The following is a 17,546-nucleotide window of genomic DNA, read 5'->3' on the forward strand; positions in this document are numbered from 1 at the left end:
CCATCTTGTGCTACTCCTAAAGAGCCGCTGCCCCTGTGCCTAACGTCACCCTCAGCTCAAGGCTTGTCCACGATGCCGAAATCTGTTGACCGAATTCCGCCGATGCCGCGTATTCAGGCGATTGACCCGCGACATTCCGAGCAGAGCTGGGAGAGCGCGCCGCAATTGCTGGCGGCGCTCAACGGCGCGCGGCTCGGCGCCTGGTACTGGGACATCGAGCGCGGGCAGATCAGTTGGTCGCGTGGCACCCAGGCCTTGTTCGGTTTCGACCCGCGCCAGCCGCTGCCGGCAGACCTTGAATACCTTGATCTGCTGCCCCCGGAAGACCGCGCGAAAACCGTTCGCGCCTTCCACGCGGTGATTGCCGGGGCGCCGCTGGAACAAGCGATGCACCACCGCATCCGCTGGCCTGACGGCAGCCTGCACTGGCTGGAAATCAGCGGCAGCCTGCTGCCGGATAAAAACGGCCGCCCCCGAATGATCGGGGTGATTCGCGAAATCACCCACCAGCGCCAGCGCGAGCAGGCGCTGAGCAGTTCGGAAAAACGTTTCGCGACACTTTTTCACCTGTGCCCGAACATGGTCCTGCTGACCCGTCAGGAAGACGGTTTGATCAGCGAGGCCAATCAGTATTTTGAAAGCCTGTTTGGCTGGCCAGTGCAGAGCGCCATCGGCCGCACCACGCTGGAGCTGGGTTTGTGGGTGCACCCGGAGCAACGCGCAGAACTGGTGAAAAAAACCAAAGCCAAAGGCGAGCTGATCGCCATGGAAGTGCAGTTTCGCGCCAGCAACGGGCAAATCCACGACGGCATTCTCAGTGCGCAGAAAGTCGAACTCGAAGGCCAGCCGTATCTGCTCAGTACGTTTCTCGACACCACCGAACGCAAAGCCGCCGAACACGCCTTGAAGGACAGCCAGGAACGTCTCGATCTGGCACTGGACTCGGCACAACTCGGCACCTGGGACTGGCACATTCCCAGCGGCATGCTCTACGGCTCGGCGCGCGCCGCGCAGTTGCACGGGCTGGAGCCGAAACCGTTTCATGAGTCGTTCGAAGAGTTTTTCGAAGGCGTCCCCGGTGAGGAACGCGACAGCATGCGCGACGCCTACCGCAGCCTGCGCGAAGGCCCGGCAGGCAACTATCAACTGACCTATCGCGTGCAATTGCCGGACGGCAGTTCGCGCTATCTGGAAAGCCGCGCCCGCCTCTACCGCGACGACAACGGCGCACCGCTGCGCATGGCCGGCACACTGCTGGACATCACCGATCAGGTCGAGCGTGAACAGCGGCTGGTGGCCTCGGAAGAGAAATTCGCCACGCTGTTCCAGGTCAGCCCGGACCCGATCTGCGTCACCCGCCAGGACAGCGGCGAGTTCATCGAGATCAATAACAGCTTTACCCAGACGTTCGGCTGGAGCGCCGCCGACGTCATCGGCCATACCGCCGAAGAAATTGGCCTGTGGGACGCCTCGGCGAAAAGCCTGCAACGGATTGAACGGGTCATCCGCGAACAGGGCTTGAGCAATGTCGCAATCATCGTCCAGCACAAGGACGGCCAGTCGCTGACCTGTGTGATTTCCAGCCGGCAGATCAGCGTCGGCGATCAGGCTTGTATCGTCACCACTCTGCGCGACATCACCCAGCAGCAGCGCTCGGAAGCAGCGCTGAAAGCCAGTGAGGAGAAATTCGCCAAGGCGTTCCACTCCAGCCCCGACGCAATCACCATTACCGAGCGCGACACCGGGCGTTATCTGGAGGTCAACGACGGTTTTTGCCGTCTCACTGGCTATCGTGCCGAAGAGGTCGTGGGCAAAACGGTTTATCAGGTGGGTATTTGGGCTGAAGAGAAACAGCGTTCGGCGTTACTCGCCGAGTTGCAGATCAAGGGCCGCGTGCACCATCAGGAAATGCTCGGGCGCAACAAACGCGGGGAAATGCTGACGGTGGAGGTCTCGGTCGAGCCGATCACCCTCAATGAAACCGCGTGCCTGCTGCTAACCGCGCGGGACGTCAGCCTGCTGAAAAACGCCGAAGCACAGATCCGGCATCTGGCCTATCACGACCCGCTGACCAACCTGCCCAACCGCGCCCTGCTGATGGATCGCCTGAGCCAGCAGATCGCCCTGCTCAAGCGCCACAACCTGCGCGGTGCCTTGCTGTTTCTCGACCTCGATCACTTCAAGCACATCAACGACTCTCTCGGCCACCCGGTCGGCGACACCGTGCTGAAAATCATCACGGCGCGGCTCGAAGCCAGTGTGCGCATGGAAGATACCGTCGCGCGCCTTGGTGGCGACGAGTTTGTCGTGCTGCTCAGCGGCCTCGAAGGCTCGCGCAATGAGGTCAGCGCGCAAGTGCGCAATCTGGCCGACACCCTGCGCGAATTGCTCTCGGAACCGATGTTCCTCGACGGCCAGCGCCTGCAAGTCACGCCAAGCATCGGCGTGGCGCTGATTCCCGATCATGGCTCGACGCCGACCGACCTGCTCAAACGCGCCGACATCGCGCTGTACCGGGCCAAGGATTCCGGGCGCAACACCACGCAGATGTATCACAACACCATGCAGAAGGCCGCCAGCGAACGGCTGCGCATGGAAACCGACTTGCGCCTGGCGCTGTCGCGCGGTGAATTCAACGTGCACTTTCAGCCGCAGGTCGACGCCCGCGACAACCGCATCATCGGCGCCGAAGCCTTGGTGCGCTGGAATCACCCGGAGCTGGGCGCGCAGTCACCCACCGAGTTCATCAAAGTACTGGAAGACAGCGGCCTGATTCTCGAAGTCGGCACCTGGATCCTCGACGAAGCCTGCAATGCGTTTAAACAACTGATAGCCCTGAAACTGGTCGACCCGCTGAACTTCAGCCTGTGTGTAAACATCAGTCCGCGACAGTTCCGCCAGAACGATTTCGTCGAGCGCATCGAACACAGCATGAGCAGCCATGGCCTGCCCTGCTCGCTACTGAAACTGGAGATCACCGAAGGCATCGTCATCCAGAATCTGGAAGACACCATCAGCAAAATGCGCCGGCTGAAAAAACTCGGCGTGAGCTTTGCGATGGATGATTTCGGCACTGGCTATTCGTCGCTGACTTACCTCAAGCGCCTGCCGGTGGACACGCTGAAAATCGATCAGTCGTTTATCCGCGATGCCACGACCGACCCGAACGATGCCGAGATCATCCGCGCGATTGTCGCCATGGCGCGCAGCCTGGAGCTGGAGGTGATTGCCGAGGGCGTCGAAACCCCGGAACAACTGGCGTTCCTGCAGGGTTTGGGCTGCCATTTGTATCAAGGCTATCTGCACAGTCGACCGGTTGCGCTCGAGGATCTGAAAAAGCTCTTGCCGTAACCGGTGCACGTTGCAACAGACGCGCAATTGCCACGATTTGCAGCAACCTGTAGGGTCGCGGTTTTTGCGCCGTTTCGAGATCTGACATGCAGGATGCAACCCTCCCCCGCCCGGCCCTGCTGGGCATCGACCTTGGCACCACCAACAGTCTGATCGCCGTCTGGCAGGACGGTCAGGCCAGGCTGATTCCCAACGCCCTGGGTGATGTGCTGACGCCCTCGGTGGTCAGCCTCGATGAAGACGACACGATTCTGGTCGGCAAAGCCGCCCGCGCGCGCCTGACCACGCACCCGGATCGCACCGCCGCAGCATTCAAGCGCTTCATGGGCAGCGATAAGCAAGTCCAGCTCGGTACACGCCAGTTCAGTCCGGAAGAGTTGTCGGCGCTGGTACTCGGCGCACTCAAGCAGGACGCCGAAGCCTTTCTCGGCCACGCGGTATCGGAAGCGGTGATTTCCGTCCCGGCGTATTTCAGTGACGAACAACGCAAACGCACGCTGTTTGCCGCCGAACTGGCCGGGCTCTCGGTGACACGCCTGATCAACGAGCCAACCGCCGCCGCGATGGCTTACGGGCTGCATGAACAGAAATTCGAACGCACGCTGATCTTCGATCTGGGCGGCGGCACCTTTGATGTCACGGTGCTGGAATACGCTTTGCCCCTGATCGAAGTGCACGCCTCCACTGGCGACAACTTTCTCGGCGGCGAAGACTTCACCGCTGCGCTGTTGCAGGCCTGCCTGAAACACTGGCAACTGACCCCGGCCATGGTTGATGCGCAAAGCATGGCCAGCCTCGGTGATGCCCTGGAGCAACTGAAATGTAAACTCGCTGAAGGTGTTCAGCCGCTGAGCTGGCGCCATGGCGACAAAACGTTCGAGTGGTCGCTGGACGAAGCCGCTGCGGTGAAAATCTGGGAGCCGCTACTCGCCCGTTTGCGTGCACCGATCGAACAGGCGCTGCGCGATGCTCGCCTCAAGCCGCGCGACCTCGACAGCCTGGTGCTGGTCGGCGGCGCCACGCGCATGCCGGCGGTGCAGCAGATGGTTGCGACGTTGTTCGGGCGCCTGCCTTACCGGCATCTTGATCCGGATACCATTGTTGCGCTCGGGGCGGCGACGCAAGCGGCGTGCAAGGCGCGTGACGGGGCGGTTGAAGAGTTGATTCTGACGGATGTCTGCCCGTATACGCTGGGGATTGCGACCATGCGTGGAGAAGACATCAAAGGTGCCTTCTCGCCCATCATCGAACGTAACACCATCATTCCGACGTCAAGGGTGGAGCGCTATTACACCACCCAACCTAAGCAAACAGTGCTGCGCATCGCGGTCTATCAGGGTGAACGGCCGTGGGTGTGCGACAACATTCTGATTGATGCTTTCGAAGTCACGTTGACGCCTACTCAACACATCCAGGAACTGGACGTGCGCTTCAGCTATGACATCAACGGTTTGCTCGAAGTCGACGTCACCCTGCTCGAAACCGGCGAGCGTCACAGTCACAGCATCGACCGCAGTCCCACCGGTCTGGACGAGCAAGCGCGCCGAGACAGCCATAACCGGCTGTCGACGCTGAAAGTCCATCCACGTGACGCACTGCCCAACCGCACATTGCTGGCCCGTCTGGAGCGGGCATGGATGCAGAGCCTCGGTGCGCAACGCGAGCACATAGCCGAGTGGCTGCACAGCTTCACCACAGTGCTCGGCGGCCAGCAATCAGCGGAGATCACCAGCCATCGCACAGAGCTGAACAAGGCACTGGATCAACTGCGCCTCTAGCCGTTGAGGCGCCGCAAGGCAGCCTGCAGGCCGCCGGACAGCATCTCGCTATCGCCGCTGTCCGGCGGCACACCATAGCGGTTGGGCAACTTGTCACCGGGAAAGCCGAACAGCAGCAGCGGCAGGAATGGCAACATCGGTGTCAGCGCCATGAAGATCAACAAGGTCGGGATGCCCCGGCCCATGTCGTGCAAGCGACGCAAAATCGCGCCAAATACCAGCAGAACTCCGAGTATCAGGATAAGAATGCCAGCGCCCGTGGTGCCACTGATCAGCCCTGCCACCGGTGCAATCACCACGCAGGCCAAGACCTGAGCGATAAAAGCCTTACGCCCCAACCGCGATCCCAGACGCCAGATCGCTGTCGCCGGTACCGGCTGAGCATCGCTTTTCGCCAGCAGTAATCGTTCCGACCAGGACAATATCGCGCACAGAGCCAGGCGCAGCCCGATGCTGTTCTGCACATCGTCCTTGCCCTGTTGCAGTTGGCGCAGGACGCGCGTTTTCGGCACGCCAGCAGCGCCATAGCGAATCAGGCCCTTGAGCGCATCCAGCGCTTCATACGCCAACAGTTTGTCGACGCCAAAATCGGTCAGCACTTTGCGCGGCGGCCACACCGGCTCGCCTTTGATCAAACCGTCGCGGAAGCCTTCGAACCAATCGTCCTCACAACTGATCGCCGCAATCGACTGCAACAATGCGCGATGCTGCTCAGCACTCAGGCTCGGATCGTGATAGAGCACGCCCCAGAACATCATCAACCCCAGCAAATCATCGCCGCAGGCAGCACGATCGCTTTCGAGGCAGGTGTAAAGCAGGCTATTGGCCGGCAACCGGGCACTGTCGAGTGCCTGCTGTACGCTGAACAATTGCTGCACCAACAAGCCGTGCACCGGGTCATTGCCTTGCAACCATCCGAGCAAACCGGCGCAATGGCCTTGCTCACGCTGCAAGCGCCGTAACAACGGTTGCAGGCGACTCAACGGATGGGCCGGATTGAAAGGCAGGCGCTCCACGCACTGCGCGTCAATCATTTGCAGCCAGCGTTCGGGTTGTTCCAGCAATGCCAGCAAAAACAGGGTCTGCGCGTGCCACTCCCAAGTGGCCTCACCCAGCCCGACCGGCGGCAACTGAATCCCGCGACGTCTCAACTGGAGCATCAAGTCGAGTTCGGACAAGTCACAGTCGTCTTTGACCGCACCCAGCTTGAACGCCTCGGTCATGCGTTCCAGCGCAGTGTCGTTATAGGGCCGCAAGCGACGCAACCACAGACGACAAACTTTGTGCGACTCACCTTTTGTCAGCACCTGCGGCAATGGCTGAGGACTTGGATGCGCATCGCAGAAAGCGCTCATGGCCAGCGCAATCGGTGCCTCGCCCAACCAGCGCAGGTGTTGCGCAGCCTGATATTTGAATCCGCTCATCACCAGGCTTTCGAGGGCATCGATCGGCAGCGGAGCATCCACAATCTGCTGCAACAACGCCGCATCACCCCGATGCAGCGCCCAGGCGTACCGGTATAGATGCAGCAATCGGCTGTCGGCATTTTCGCCCAGCAATTGCGCGAGCAATGGCAGTTCATCACCCGTCACGCGCCAATCGACGAAACTTTGCGCAAGGCTCTCAAGCTTTAACCGCCCGACACCCAGCCAACGGTTCAGCGTCTCGGGATGTTGTGACGGAGAGCCATACACCTGGGCGTCATCGGCAAGATCCTCTGGCCAGGCAGAAATGCCCTGCAGACGATCGAATGCCTGAATCAGCAAGGGCAGAAAAGTCGGCTGGCGCTTGGCACACAGCTCCAGCAGACGACTTTCCGCCATCGGATGGCGATGCTCGTTCCACAGCCGGATCCAGCACGGCAATGCCTGATCGTCGCGCCCCAGCAGACTGCTCTGACACGCCAACAGGTAAAGCCAGTCGACATCGTCCGGTGCAGCAAGCTGCTCCTCGATACAGCACTGCAAAAACGTCGGACCGCCAATACCTGCCTGAGTGAACTGCACCAACAGACGCTTGAGGAACGCGGCATCATTCGGCAACGGCAGGCAGGTGTGCTGACTGGCGAAGTCGGCGAACTCAGGCAGTGGACGCTGGTTGAAGATGAAGTCGAGGCTACGGGCGTACCACAGCGATTCAGTCTGGGCGGCCTCTGACCATGTGCACATCAGATCCGTATCGAACGGGTCCGGCGTTTCGATTCGCTGGAGAAAGAAGCCCACCTGATGCGCGTCGTCGAAGCCCAGATCCAGCAACTGTTGATCCCAGGCCATACGCTTGGCCAAAAGATTCGCGCAGCGGTACGACAACGGACCGGCGTCGGCCATCCGGTGGTACAGCGGCCAGCTGAGTTCATCGAGCACGTCCAGCGACAGCTCATCCAGCCCTCGAATAAAGGCCTGCCACGCGGCGAAATTGAACCGGCGCGCGGGATCATCCAGCAACGCGCAAAAATCCCCGAACACTGGAGGGACCTCAACGACAGTCTGTTCTGAGGCTTGGGACTCGTACTCGTGCTCGGGCTCCTCTTCCTCATCTTCACGAGCCAGACGGAGGGCGTTTTCGTAGGCCATGCGCAACGCCTGAAATCCCTGTGGATCGGTCTCCGGGTGATGCGCCGGCAAACGTGCGCGATAGGCGTTGCGAATCAGGGTTTCGTCGTTAGTAGGCTCGATGCCCAGGCGGATCCAGCAACTCATGACCAGTCGAACTCCTTGAGCGATGCCGGACGTGGCGGCAAATCGATTTCCATGTGCCACGGCAAATCAGCAAGGAACTGAGGAATGTTCTCGGCAAGGCCGCGGGCAATCCGCACGTTAAGGGCGTTGGCGCCTTGTCGATCGAGTTCGCGCGCAAGCTCATCGTCGCTGGCGCTCAGGCAGGACCAAAACGTCCGACCCACGACAAAGCCATCGAAGTAAGCCATCCAGCTACCGTAGTGAAATTGCGCTCTGAGGGCTAAACGACTGTGCAGCCAGTTGCTTTCGTCCAGGTCGACCCACTGATTGCGCACCGCACAGCGCAAGAGAAAGCCCATGCGCCCATAGTCCCAGGACAGAATCCCCCCCGGCCCACAACTGCCGAAGGTGCGGCTGGCGAATTCATGCAGGATGCGTTCGCGGGGACTCAGGTCGTCGAGCAAGGCCTGCCATTCACTCGGCAGACAACGCTGCCACGCCAGATAGGCCGCGCTGAGGTGTTTGGCATGGCCGTCGTCGGTCATCCGTTCGAGCATGTCGAACAATTGCCCGCGATCATCGATACCCCAGCTGTCTTTCAGGTCGATGTAGTGATCGTCGCAAAACGCGGGGTCGTCGTAGCTGGCGCCGGTATTGATTGCCGCCATTGGCGCAGACAAAGCGCACAGCCAGCGCTGTTGAATCTCGTCCATGAAAAAAGGCTCCAGGCCGACCGGTGAGGAATGGGGGTCGGCAAAACTGCCGCGGATTGTAGAGAAACCACCGCCAGCGGCAAAGTCGAACAACGGTTTTCTTGCGCGCACAAAAAAGGCCCCGACGTATCGGGGCCTTCATTCAACGGCTCATCGTCCGTTCAGACGATTGTGTTGCGGCACATGACTCAGTGCTGCAACGCCGGCTTCTCCACCCCGTTGATCGGGATGCGTTTGGCTTTCGCCTCTTCCGGGATCACCCGCAACAAGTCGATGCTCAGCAGACCGTTTTTCAGATCCGCCGCCTTGATCTCGATGTGATCGGCCAGGCGGAAGGACAGCTTGAAAGCACGCTGGGCAATGCCCTGATGCAGGAAGGTCACGCCTTCGTTGGCATCACGCTTGCCGCCACTGATGGTCAGCACACCTTTTTCGACTTGCAGTTCCAGGTCCTCTTCCTGGAAACCGGCGGCCGCGACGACGATGCGGTATTGGTCATCACCGTGCTTTTCGACGTTGTAAGGTGGGTAGCTGCTGCCTGGCTCGTTGCGCAGGGCGGTTTCGAACAGGTCGTTAAAACGGTCGAAACCTACCGAGGAACGGAACAGTGGGGCGAGGGAAAATGCAGTACTCATGGTTCAAATCTCCTGAAAACAATCAGCAAGGTTTTTTGACTCCGCGACCCGAATTCGGCATCGCGTAACCCTTAGATAGGGACCGCTGAAATGATTTCAAGAGATTATTTGCAGATTTTTTTCAGGCCGCTGCAGCCACTGGCAGACCGAGCAGACTCGAGACATGATCCGGTTCGGTCTCACGGCGCAGCACCGTAAACAGCTCGGTGGCCTCGGGATAATTGCGCGTCAGCATGGCCAACCATTGCTTCAAACGGCCCGGCGATTGGCGTGCGGTCATCTGCGCTTTGGCTTGCAGCCAGAAGTCCTGAATCAGCGGCATCAGCTCGGCCCAGGTCATCTCGACCACTTCTTCGCCAGCGCGCGCGGCAGCAATCTGCCTGGCCAGATCCGGGCGCGAGACCAGACCGCGACCGAGCATGATGTCTTCGACGCCGCTGATTTCGCGGCAACGACGCCAGTCTTCAACGCTCCAGATATCGCCATTGGCGAACACCGGGACTTTGACCACCTCCTGCACGCGCGGAATCCACTCCCAATGTGCCGGCGGCTTGTAGCCGTCCATTTTGGTTCGGGCATGAACCACAATGTGCTCGGCGCCGCCTTCAGCCAACGCAGTGGCGCAGACCAGCGAACCGTCGGGACTGTCGAAGCCCAGGCGCATTTTTGCGGTGACGGGAATGTGCGCGGGTACAGCGCGGCGCACGTGTTCGACGATCTGGTTGAGCAGTTCCGGTTCTTTGAGCAGCACCGCGCCGCCACGGGACTTGTTCACGGTCTTGGCCGGGCAGCCGAAGTTGAGGTCAATCACTTCAGAGCCGAGTTCGCAGGCCAGTGCAGCGTTTTCCGCCAGACACACCGGGTCGGAACCGAGCAATTGCACGCGCAATGGCACACCGGAGGCGGTGCGGGCACCGTTGAGCAACTCCGGGCCGAACTTGTGGAAATAGGCCGGCGTGAGCAACTGATCGTTGACCCGGATGAATTCGGTCACGCACCAGTCGATGCCGCCAACACGGGTCAGCACGTCGCGGAGGATGTCGTCGACCAACCCCTCCATGGGCGCCAGAGCAATCTGCATGGGAAAACACTACTTGAAGAAAAACGTGCGGCAGTTTACTGGATATCGCACAAATCCGCAGATCCCTTGTAGGAGTGAGCCTGCTCGCGATAGCGGTGTGTCAGTGAGGCATATGTTGGCTGACACACCGCTATCGCGAGCAGGCTCACTCCTACAGTTTAGATATTTGCCGACTCGGGGATCTGGATCGCCGGGCCATAACCTTCGATGAACTCAGCCGGCATGCGCTTCGGCTTACCCGTGGACAGTTCAATACAGACAAACGTGGTTTGCGCGCGCAACAGCGTGGCATTGTCGCTCGGGCGCTTGAGCTGGAAATGCCGGGTCATTTTCAGGCGCTGATCCCAATCAACGATCCAGGTCGCCAATTGCAGTTCGTCGCCTTCATAGGCCGCTGCCAGATAATCGATCTCGTGACGGACCACGGCCATCGCCCGATCCAGTCGCCGATACTCGACCAGATCCAGACCCAGACGTTGCGAGTGGCGCCAGGCGCAGCGCTCGAGCCAGGTCACGTACACGGCGTTATTCGCGTGGCCCAACCCGTCGATATCCTCAGCGCCTACTTGCAGATCAATGGTAAACGGCGTTGCCCGATCCCAACCCATGCCCCACTCCCGGTCAAAGTATTCAACCGGAGCAGTGTAACGGAGCTCAGGCCGATTGGCGCGCCTGAAGGCTACGGCCGGCCAGCAGTGATAACACGCCATCAATCACCCGAGGGTCGGCTAGCACACGCTGGTGCCCGCCGCCTTCAAGGCGCAACAGGCGACTGTCGAACCAGGATTCGTGGATCAACTGCGATTCCTTGACCGAAACGAAATTGTCGTCTTCGGCATGCACGATCAGGCCGGGCATATCCAGTTGATAGTGAGCGACATCAAGGGTGGCGGCGCGCATACCAACGTCTTGCTCGACTTGGCGAATGAAGGCGGAGCGCGCTCGCGGCGGCATACCGACGTAGCGGGCGAAACCGCGCAGTACGCCAAGAATGCGCGCAGGCGCGGCAATACTGACAAGGGTTTCGGTGCGCAAGCCCAGTTGCACGGCGAGCATGGCGCTGGCGCCGCCCATGGAGTGACCGATCACCGCTTGCAATGGCGGCAGCTCGGCAGCCGCTTCGAGCATCGCCCGGGCGAACAACACCACATTGGCTTCACGCCCCGGCGAGCGACCGTGAGCCGGACCATCCAACGCGACGACGGTATACCCGGCATCGACCAGCGCAGTGATCAGCGCGGCAAACTGGGTTGGCCGCCCTTCCCAGCCGTGCATCAGCAGCACGGTCGGGCCCTGACCCCAGCGCAGCGCCGAGAGGCCAAAGCGCAAAGTGATGCGTTCGGAACTGGCCAGCAGCGGCAACTCCCAATCACGAAGAGGCAGCGAACGTGGCGTCATGAATGCCAGACGCATTTTGCTCGCCACGCGTTTCGGTGCAATCCAGCCCAAGGTGCCATTAACGCCACGAACCCACTTCAACGTGTTCATCGCTCTCTCCTCAGGCGTGTTGCCTTCAGGTCAACGCACCGCCGACTTGGCAGCGCGCAGCAATCGATCGGATAAATCTCCCGGGCCGAGCGCTCTTGCGAGTGCCAGACCACCCACCATCAAGGCCACGTCGGCCAGGGCTTTGTCGGTGTCCTCAGGGCTGGACGCCAACTGCGCAATCATCAATTCCAGGTGCTCGTTCAGCGCGATGCGGAACGATTCCGGCAAGCGGCCCAGCTCGCCGATCGACGCTGGAATCGGGCATGCCGCGTCGCTGGAATCACGATGCTTGCGCGACAGGTAAAACGCGGCGACCAAGGCACGACGCTCTTCACCGGTCAGCTCGGCATCCATGTCGGCAATCAGGTCGCGGCGGCGGCCGAGAAGCTGCTTGAACGCTTCCAGCATCATCGCGTCCTTGCTTTCGAAGTGCGCATAGAAACCGCCGACGGTCAGGCCGGCTGCGCCCATCACTTCGCCCACGCTAGGGTCGGCCGGGCCACGCTGAATCAGTGCGGCGCTGGCAGCCTTGAGGATGCGTTCGCGGGTTTGAGCTTTTTTATCGTTCATCGTTGCCTCCGAATATTACGACTAGAATATTATTCGCATAATAATATTCCGCAAGTCAAGGATATGACCGCTGGTCTGATGCAAAGTGTAAGGAAAAAGGAGAATTGGCCAAACGCCAGACAAACAAAAGGGCCATTCAATAATTGAATGACCCTTATAAAATCCCGCAGAGCGGGTAATCGTGGCGTCCCCTAGGGGACTCGAACCCCTGTTACCGCCGTGAAAGGGCGGTGTCCTAGGCCACTAGACGAAGGGGACACAAACCTTCTATACAACTGATCAGCGCTGAGAACTGATCGATTCAAGGCCGGTGTGGCCAGACCTTGAACTGTAAATTGGTGGAGCTAAGCGGGATCGAACCGCTGACCTCCTGCATGCCATGCAGGCGCTCTCCCAGCTGAGCTATAGCCCCGGATTTTTCGCCTCGCGGCGGAGTGACATCTTGCAACATCACTTCTGTAAAACTGGCGTCCCCTAGGGGACTCGAACCCCTGTTACCGCCGTGAAAGGGCGGTGTCCTAGGCCACTAGACGAAGGGGACGCAAACCCTTCTATACAACTGATCAACGCTGAGTGTTGATCGCTTCGGAGCCGGTGTGGCCAGGCTTCGAAGTGTAAATTGGTGGAGCTAGACGGGATCGAACCGTCGACCTCTTGCATGCCATGCAAGCGCTCTCCCAGCTGAGCTATAGCCCCTCATCGTTGATGTCATCGCTGAGGACGGGGCGAATCTTAAGGGCGTATCGAAAGTCTGTCAAACTTATTTTTGAAAAATTTCAAAGTTTTTCGTCGGCATAACAATCACTTACCGCCCTCCCCCCGTAAATTCGGGAGAAGCGCCGAAGGCACGATCAAAAGATCGCAGCCTTCGGCAGCTCCTGCACAAAGCCGCAAGCGCTTAGGCGATAGCGCCGAGCAGCTTTTCCCACTCTTTGTTTTCTTTCTTCGACACGCCGCCCAGCAGGTCAATCGCCTGCCGCAGACGATAACGGGTCAGATCCGGGCCAAGGATTTCCATGGCATCGAGCACCGAGACCGAACTCGCCTGACCGGTGATCGCAGCAAACATCAGCGGCATCGCATCGCGCAGTTTCAACTCCAGCGATTCGACCACAGCCTGAATCGTCGCGGTGATGTTGTCCTTCTCCCACTGACGCAGGCTTTCCAGCTTCCACAGGATCAACTGCATCAATTGGCGAACCTGATCGCCCGAGAGTTTCTTCGACTCGAACAGCTTGGCATCCGGATTGACGCCACCGGCGAAGAAGAACCCGCCCAACGGTGCAACCTGGCTGAAAGTTTCAACTCGGCCCTGCACCAGCGGCGCGATCTTCATCATGTATTCCGGGTTCAATGCCCAGGTCTGCAGACGGCTGGCGAACTCTTCCACCGGCAGATCACGCAGCCACTGGCCGTTGAGCCACGACAGCTTCTCGATGTCGAAGATCGGCCCGCCAAGGGACACACGCTTGAGGTCGAAGTTGTCGACCATTTCCTGCAGCGAGAACTTCTCGCGCTCGTCCGGCATCGACCAGCCCATGCGGCCGAGGTAGTTGAGCATCGCTTCCGGCATGAAGCCCATGCGCTCGTAGAACGTCACCGAGGTAGGGTTCTTGCGCTTGGACAGCTTGCTCTTGTCCGGGTTACGCAGCAGCGGCATGTAGCACAGCTCTGGCTGTTCCCAGCCGAAGTACTCGTAAAGCAGAATCAGTTTCGGTGCCGATGGCAGCCACTCTTCGCCGCGCAGCACGTGGGTGATGCCCATCAGGTGGTCGTCGACGACATTGGCGAGGAAGTACGTCGGCAGGCCGTCGGTCTTCATCAGCACTTGCATGTCCATGCGATCCCACGGGATCTCGACGTCGCCACGGAGCATGTCCGGCACCACGCAAACGCCTTCGCTCGGCACTTTCATGCGGATCACGTGGGGTTCGCCAGCGGCCAGACGGGCGGCGACTTCTTCTTTCGACAGCAGCAGCGCGCGGCCGTCATAACGTGGTGTTTCGCCGCGAGCCATTTGCTCGGCGCGCATCTGATCCAGCTCTTCAGCGGTGCAGAAGCACGGGAACGCGTGCCCCATGTCGACCAGTTGCTGGCAGTACTTCTGATAGATGTCGCCGCGCTCACTCTGGCGATACGGGCCGTGCGGGCCGCCAACGTCCGGGCCTTCGCTCCAGTCGATCCCCAGCCAGCGCAGGGCGTCGAAGATCTGCTGTTCGGACTCGCGGGTCGAACGCAACTGATCAGTGTCTTCGATGCGCAGGATGAACTCACCGCCATGCTGCTTGGCAAAGCAGTAGTTGAACAATGCGATGTAAGCGGTACCTACGTGGGGGTCCCCGGTAGGCGATGGCGCGATGCGAGTGCGGACAGTGGTCATGGCATGTCTCGAAAAGAATGAAAAGCAAAACAATCAAGCGGCGAATGGTAACAGGCGACACCCGCCCCGCTCCAGCGGGCAGGGCATTTAAGCCAAGTTTGCGTCTGGAACGCCCGTAAGCCTTGGTGAATGGGCAAATATCAGCGGATGGCATTTACCGTTTATCGGCTGTATGCCAGATTCGCCTGCTGATAACTTTCCTTACAATTCATCGACTACAGTTTGCCCATGCCTGCCCAACTCAAGCGTCGCCTGTTGATTTTCCTGCTGCTCGTCCTGCTGATTGCCGGGGGCTTTTTCGCCCATTGGTTTTTCAAGGGGCGCTTTTATGAAAGCACCGACAACGCTTATGTCCAGGGCGAAATCACCCGCGTCTCGAGCCAATTGAGCGCGCGCATCGATGAAGTGCTGGTGCAGGACAATCAACACGTGGAAAAAGGCCAGTTGCTGGTGCGCCTCGAACCGAATGATTTCCGTCTGGCCATCGATCGCGCCAATGCAGCCCTTGCCACCCGCGAAGCCGAGCGCCTGCAAGCGCAAAGCAAATTGACTCAGCAAGCCAGTCTGATTGCTTCCAGTGACGCGCAAGTGGCGACTACACAAGCAACGCTGAGCCGCTCGCAAATGGATTTGTCGCGTGCCGAAACCCTGCGCAAGCCCGGTTACGTTTCCGAAGAACGCGTGACCACCCTATCCGCTGACGCTCATATCGCCCGTTCGCAAGTGGCCAAGGCGCAGGCTGATGCGCAAGGCCAGCGTCAGCAGGTCAACGCCCTGAACGCAGAAATCAAACGCCTCGACGCGCAGATCGCCAATGCCCGCGCCGATCTCGCGCAAGCCGAACTCAACCTGACCCGCAGTGAAATCCACGCACCGATCAGTGGTCTGGTCGGCCAGCGCGCCGCGCGTAACGGCCAAGTGGTGCAAGCCGGCGCTTACCTGCTGTCGATCGTCCCGGACGAAGACATCTGGGTGCAGGCCAACTTCAAGGAAACCCAGATCGGCCGCATGCAGCCCGGGCAAAAAGCCGAGCTGACCTTCGATGCCTACAGCGACACGCCGATCGAAGCACGGGTCGACAGCCTGTTCGCCGCGTCTGGCGCGCAATTCAGCCTGTTGCCGCCGGACAACGCCACCGGCAACTTCACCAAAGTCGTGCAACGGATTCCGGTGAAACTGACCTTCAAGGCCGACAACCCGTTGCACGGCAAGATCCGTCCGGGCATGTCCGTCACCGTCAAAGTGAACATCAAAGACGCCCCGGACAATGGCCGGTGATGCGCTGATCCGCCCGGTCGGCGAACCGACCCGGCGCGATTGGATTGCGGTGATGAGCGTGATGCTCGGCGCCTTTATGGCCGTGCTCGACATTCAGATCACCAACTCTTCTCTGAAGGATATTCAGGGCGCCTTATCGGCGACGCTGGAAGAAGGCTCGTGGATTTCCACCTCGTATCTGGTCGCGGAAATCATCATGATTCCGCTGACCGCGTGGCTGGTGCAGTTGCTCTCGGCGCGACGTCTGGCGGTGTGGGTGTCGCTGGGCTTTCTGGTTTCATCGCTGCTGTGCTCGATGGCCTGGAGCCTGGAGAGCATGATCGTCTTCCGCGCCATGCAGGGTTTTACCGGCGGCGCGCTGATCCCGCTGGCGTTCACCCTGACCCTGATCAAACTCCCCGAACACCACCGCGCCAAAGGCATGGCGATGTTTGCCATGACCGCGACCTTCGCCCCATCCATCGGCCCGACGCTGGGCGGCTGGCTCACGGAAAACTGGGGTTGGGAATACATCTTCTACATCAACATCCCGCCGGGCCTGATCATGATTGCCGGCCTGATGTACGGGCTGGAGAAGAAAGAAGCGCACTGGGAACTGCTGAAAAGCACCGACTACACCGGCATTCTCACGCTGGGGATTGGCCTCGGTTGTCTGCAGGTATTCCTTGAAGAAGGCCATCGCAAGGATTGGCTGGAGTCGAGTCTGATCGTGACCCTGGGCAGCATTGCCCTGCTCAGCCTGATTACCTTTGTGATCGTGCAGATCTCCAAACCGAATCCGCTGATCAATCTGGGCATCCTGCGTAATCGCAATTTCGGTCTGTCGAGTATTTCCAGTCTGGGCATGGGTGTCGGGTTGTACGGTTCGATCTATCTGTTGCCGCTGTATCTGGCGCAGATCCAGAACTACAACGCCCTGCAGATCGGCGAAGTGATCATGTGGATGGGCGTGCCGCAGCTGTTTCTGATTCCGCTGGTACCGAAGCTGATGAAGTTTGTCTCGCCGAAATGGCTGTGCACGATCGGTTTTGGATTGTTCGGGCTAGCGAGTTTTTCTTCGGGGGTGCTCAACCCGGATTTCGCCGGGCCGCAGTTCAACCAGATCCAGATTATTCGTGCGCTGGGCCAGCCGTTGATCATGGTGACCATTTCGCTGATCGCCACGGCGTACATCCTGCCGCAGGACGCGGGGTCGGCGTCGAGTCTGTTCAATATTCTGCGTAACCTCGGCGGTGCGATCGGGATTGCTTTGTTGGCGACGCTTCTGGATGCGCGCACCAAGACCTACTTCGATTATTTGCGCGAGGCGGTGGTGCCGACCAATCCGCAGGTGGCCGAGCGTTTGGCGTCTATGACTGATCGGTTTGGCAGTGATACGGCGGCGTTGGGCAAGCTGAGTGAAATTGTCCATCAGCAGGCGGCGATCATGGCTTACAACGATGCGTTTCACTTTGTCGGGATTGCACTGGGGATCAGCATGTTGGCGATTTTGCTGACCAAGAAATTGCCCGAGGGGCTGAAGGCTGGGGAGTCTCATTAGGACCGAGCGGCCGCCATTCGCGAGCAGGCTCGCTCCCACTTTGGATCTGTGTCG

Annotated in this window: 12 protein-coding genes and 4 tRNA genes; 4 read left to right on the forward strand and 12 right to left on the reverse strand. The window is 59.8% G+C overall.

From position 1 onward, the window contains the following. The first annotated feature begins 72 nt into the window (after window positions 1-72). On the forward strand, window positions 73-3,351 hold the full coding sequence (locus HU754_RS19565) for a sensor domain-containing protein (RefSeq protein WP_186624657.1): 3,279 nt from the start codon (window positions 73-75) through the stop codon (window positions 3,349-3,351). An 86-nt stretch (window positions 3,352-3,437) separates the two neighbouring features. Further along, complete coding sequence (locus HU754_RS19570; RefSeq protein ID WP_186624658.1) at window positions 3,438-5,129, forward strand: molecular chaperone HscC; 1,692 nt, start codon at window positions 3,438-3,440, stop codon at window positions 5,127-5,129. On the opposite strand, the gene HU754_RS19575 is transcribed toward HU754_RS19570, so the two are convergent. From HU754_RS19575 to gltX, 12 genes are all read right to left on the reverse strand, one after another. Further along, a complete protein-coding gene (locus HU754_RS19575) occupies window positions 5,126-7,828 on the reverse strand; it encodes a J domain-containing protein (RefSeq protein ID WP_186624659.1) in 2,703 nt (900 codons plus the stop codon). The two genes, HU754_RS19570 and HU754_RS19575, sit on opposite strands and share 4 nt — an antisense overlap. Then, the gene (locus HU754_RS19580; protein ID WP_186624660.1) at window positions 7,825-8,520 is read right to left on the reverse strand and encodes a DUF1266 domain-containing protein; all 696 of its coding nucleotides are present in this window, start codon (window positions 8,518-8,520) and stop codon (window positions 7,825-7,827) included. Before HU754_RS19580 ends, HU754_RS19575 begins: the two co-directional genes overlap by 4 nt. 188 nt (window positions 8,521-8,708) lie before the next feature. After that, a complete protein-coding gene (locus HU754_RS19585; RefSeq protein WP_093432063.1) occupies window positions 8,709-9,155 on the reverse strand; it encodes an Hsp20 family protein in 447 nt (148 codons plus the stop codon). 121 nt (window positions 9,156-9,276) lie between these two features. Continuing rightward, entirely contained in the window at window positions 9,277-10,236 is a 960-nt protein-coding gene (locus HU754_RS19590) for a tRNA dihydrouridine synthase (protein WP_186624661.1), read from the reverse strand. Between the two features lie 158 nt (window positions 10,237-10,394). Then, complete coding sequence (locus HU754_RS19595) at window positions 10,395-10,844, reverse strand: acyl-CoA thioesterase (RefSeq protein WP_099758527.1); 450 nt, start codon at window positions 10,842-10,844, stop codon at window positions 10,395-10,397. A gap of 46 nt (window positions 10,845-10,890) precedes the next feature. After that, complete coding sequence (locus HU754_RS19600; RefSeq protein WP_095124827.1) at window positions 10,891-11,724, reverse strand: alpha/beta fold hydrolase; 834 nt, start codon at window positions 11,722-11,724, stop codon at window positions 10,891-10,893. 30 nt (window positions 11,725-11,754) lie between these two features. Further along, window positions 11,755-12,294 carry a TetR/AcrR family transcriptional regulator gene (locus HU754_RS19605; RefSeq protein ID WP_007913421.1) on the reverse strand — a complete coding sequence of 180 codons (540 nt, stop codon included), beginning with the start codon at window positions 12,292-12,294 and terminating at the stop codon, window positions 11,755-11,757. A gap of 182 nt (window positions 12,295-12,476) precedes the next feature. Continuing rightward, window positions 12,477-12,552 (reverse strand) — tRNA-Glu (locus HU754_RS19610). Window positions 12,553-12,630: 78 nt separating this feature from the next. Continuing rightward, window positions 12,631-12,706 (reverse strand) — tRNA-Ala (locus HU754_RS19615). A gap of 53 nt (window positions 12,707-12,759) precedes the next feature. Further along, window positions 12,760-12,835, reverse strand: a tRNA-Glu gene (locus HU754_RS19620). Window positions 12,836-12,914: 79 nt separating this feature from the next. Beyond that, window positions 12,915-12,990, reverse strand: a tRNA-Ala gene (locus tag HU754_RS19625). Between the two features lie 202 nt (window positions 12,991-13,192). After that, complete coding sequence (gene gltX / locus HU754_RS19630) at window positions 13,193-14,674, reverse strand: glutamate--tRNA ligase (protein WP_099758525.1); 1,482 nt, start codon at window positions 14,672-14,674, stop codon at window positions 13,193-13,195. Between the two features lie 228 nt (window positions 14,675-14,902). Here gltX and HU754_RS19635 point away from each other — a divergent pair, with 228 nt between their 5' ends. Both HU754_RS19635 and HU754_RS19640 read left to right on the forward strand, forming a co-directional pair. Continuing rightward, complete coding sequence (locus HU754_RS19635) at window positions 14,903-15,952, forward strand: HlyD family secretion protein (RefSeq protein ID WP_186624662.1); 1,050 nt, start codon at window positions 14,903-14,905, stop codon at window positions 15,950-15,952. Beyond that, the gene (locus tag HU754_RS19640; RefSeq protein ID WP_099758524.1) at window positions 15,942-17,492 is read left to right on the forward strand and encodes an MDR family MFS transporter; all 1,551 of its coding nucleotides are present in this window, start codon (window positions 15,942-15,944) and stop codon (window positions 17,490-17,492) included. Before HU754_RS19635 ends, HU754_RS19640 begins: the two co-directional genes overlap by 11 nt. Window positions 17,493-17,546: the final 54 nt, after the last annotated feature.

It is taken from the genome of Pseudomonas zeae, assembly GCF_014268485.2.
Classification (GTDB): Bacteria; Pseudomonadota; Gammaproteobacteria; order Pseudomonadales; family Pseudomonadaceae; genus Aquipseudomonas; species Aquipseudomonas neuropathica.

Bases quoted from the DNA above. Each gene is read 5' to 3' on its own strand.
- HU754_RS19565 (WP_186624657.1), top strand. From the start codon at position 73: ATGCCGAAATCTGTTGACCGAATTCCGCCGATGCCGCGTATTCAGGCG.
- HU754_RS19570 (WP_186624658.1), top strand. From the start codon at position 3,438: ATGCAGGATGCAACCCTCCCCCGCCCGGCCCTGCTGGGCATCGACCTT.
- HU754_RS19575 (WP_186624659.1), bottom strand. From the start codon at position 7,828: ATGAGTTGCTGGATCCGCCTGGGCATCGAGCCTACTAACGACGAAACC.
- HU754_RS19580 (WP_186624660.1), bottom strand. From the start codon at position 8,520: ATGGACGAGATTCAACAGCGCTGGCTGTGCGCTTTGTCTGCGCCAATG.
- HU754_RS19585 (WP_093432063.1), bottom strand. From the start codon at position 9,155: ATGAGTACTGCATTTTCCCTCGCCCCACTGTTCCGTTCCTCGGTAGGT.
- HU754_RS19590 (WP_186624661.1), bottom strand. From the start codon at position 10,236: ATGCAGATTGCTCTGGCGCCCATGGAGGGGTTGGTCGACGACATCCTC.
- HU754_RS19595 (WP_099758527.1), bottom strand. From the start codon at position 10,844: ATGGGTTGGGATCGGGCAACGCCGTTTACCATTGATCTGCAAGTAGGC.
- HU754_RS19600 (WP_095124827.1), bottom strand. From the start codon at position 11,724: ATGAACACGTTGAAGTGGGTTCGTGGCGTTAATGGCACCTTGGGCTGG.
- HU754_RS19605 (WP_007913421.1), bottom strand. From the start codon at position 12,294: ATGAACGATAAAAAAGCTCAAACCCGCGAACGCATCCTCAAGGCTGCC.
- gltX (WP_099758525.1), bottom strand. From the start codon at position 14,674: ATGACCACTGTCCGCACTCGCATCGCGCCATCGCCTACCGGGGACCCC.
- HU754_RS19635 (WP_186624662.1), top strand. From the start codon at position 14,903: ATGCCTGCCCAACTCAAGCGTCGCCTGTTGATTTTCCTGCTGCTCGTC.
- HU754_RS19640 (WP_099758524.1), top strand. From the start codon at position 15,942: ATGGCCGGTGATGCGCTGATCCGCCCGGTCGGCGAACCGACCCGGCGC.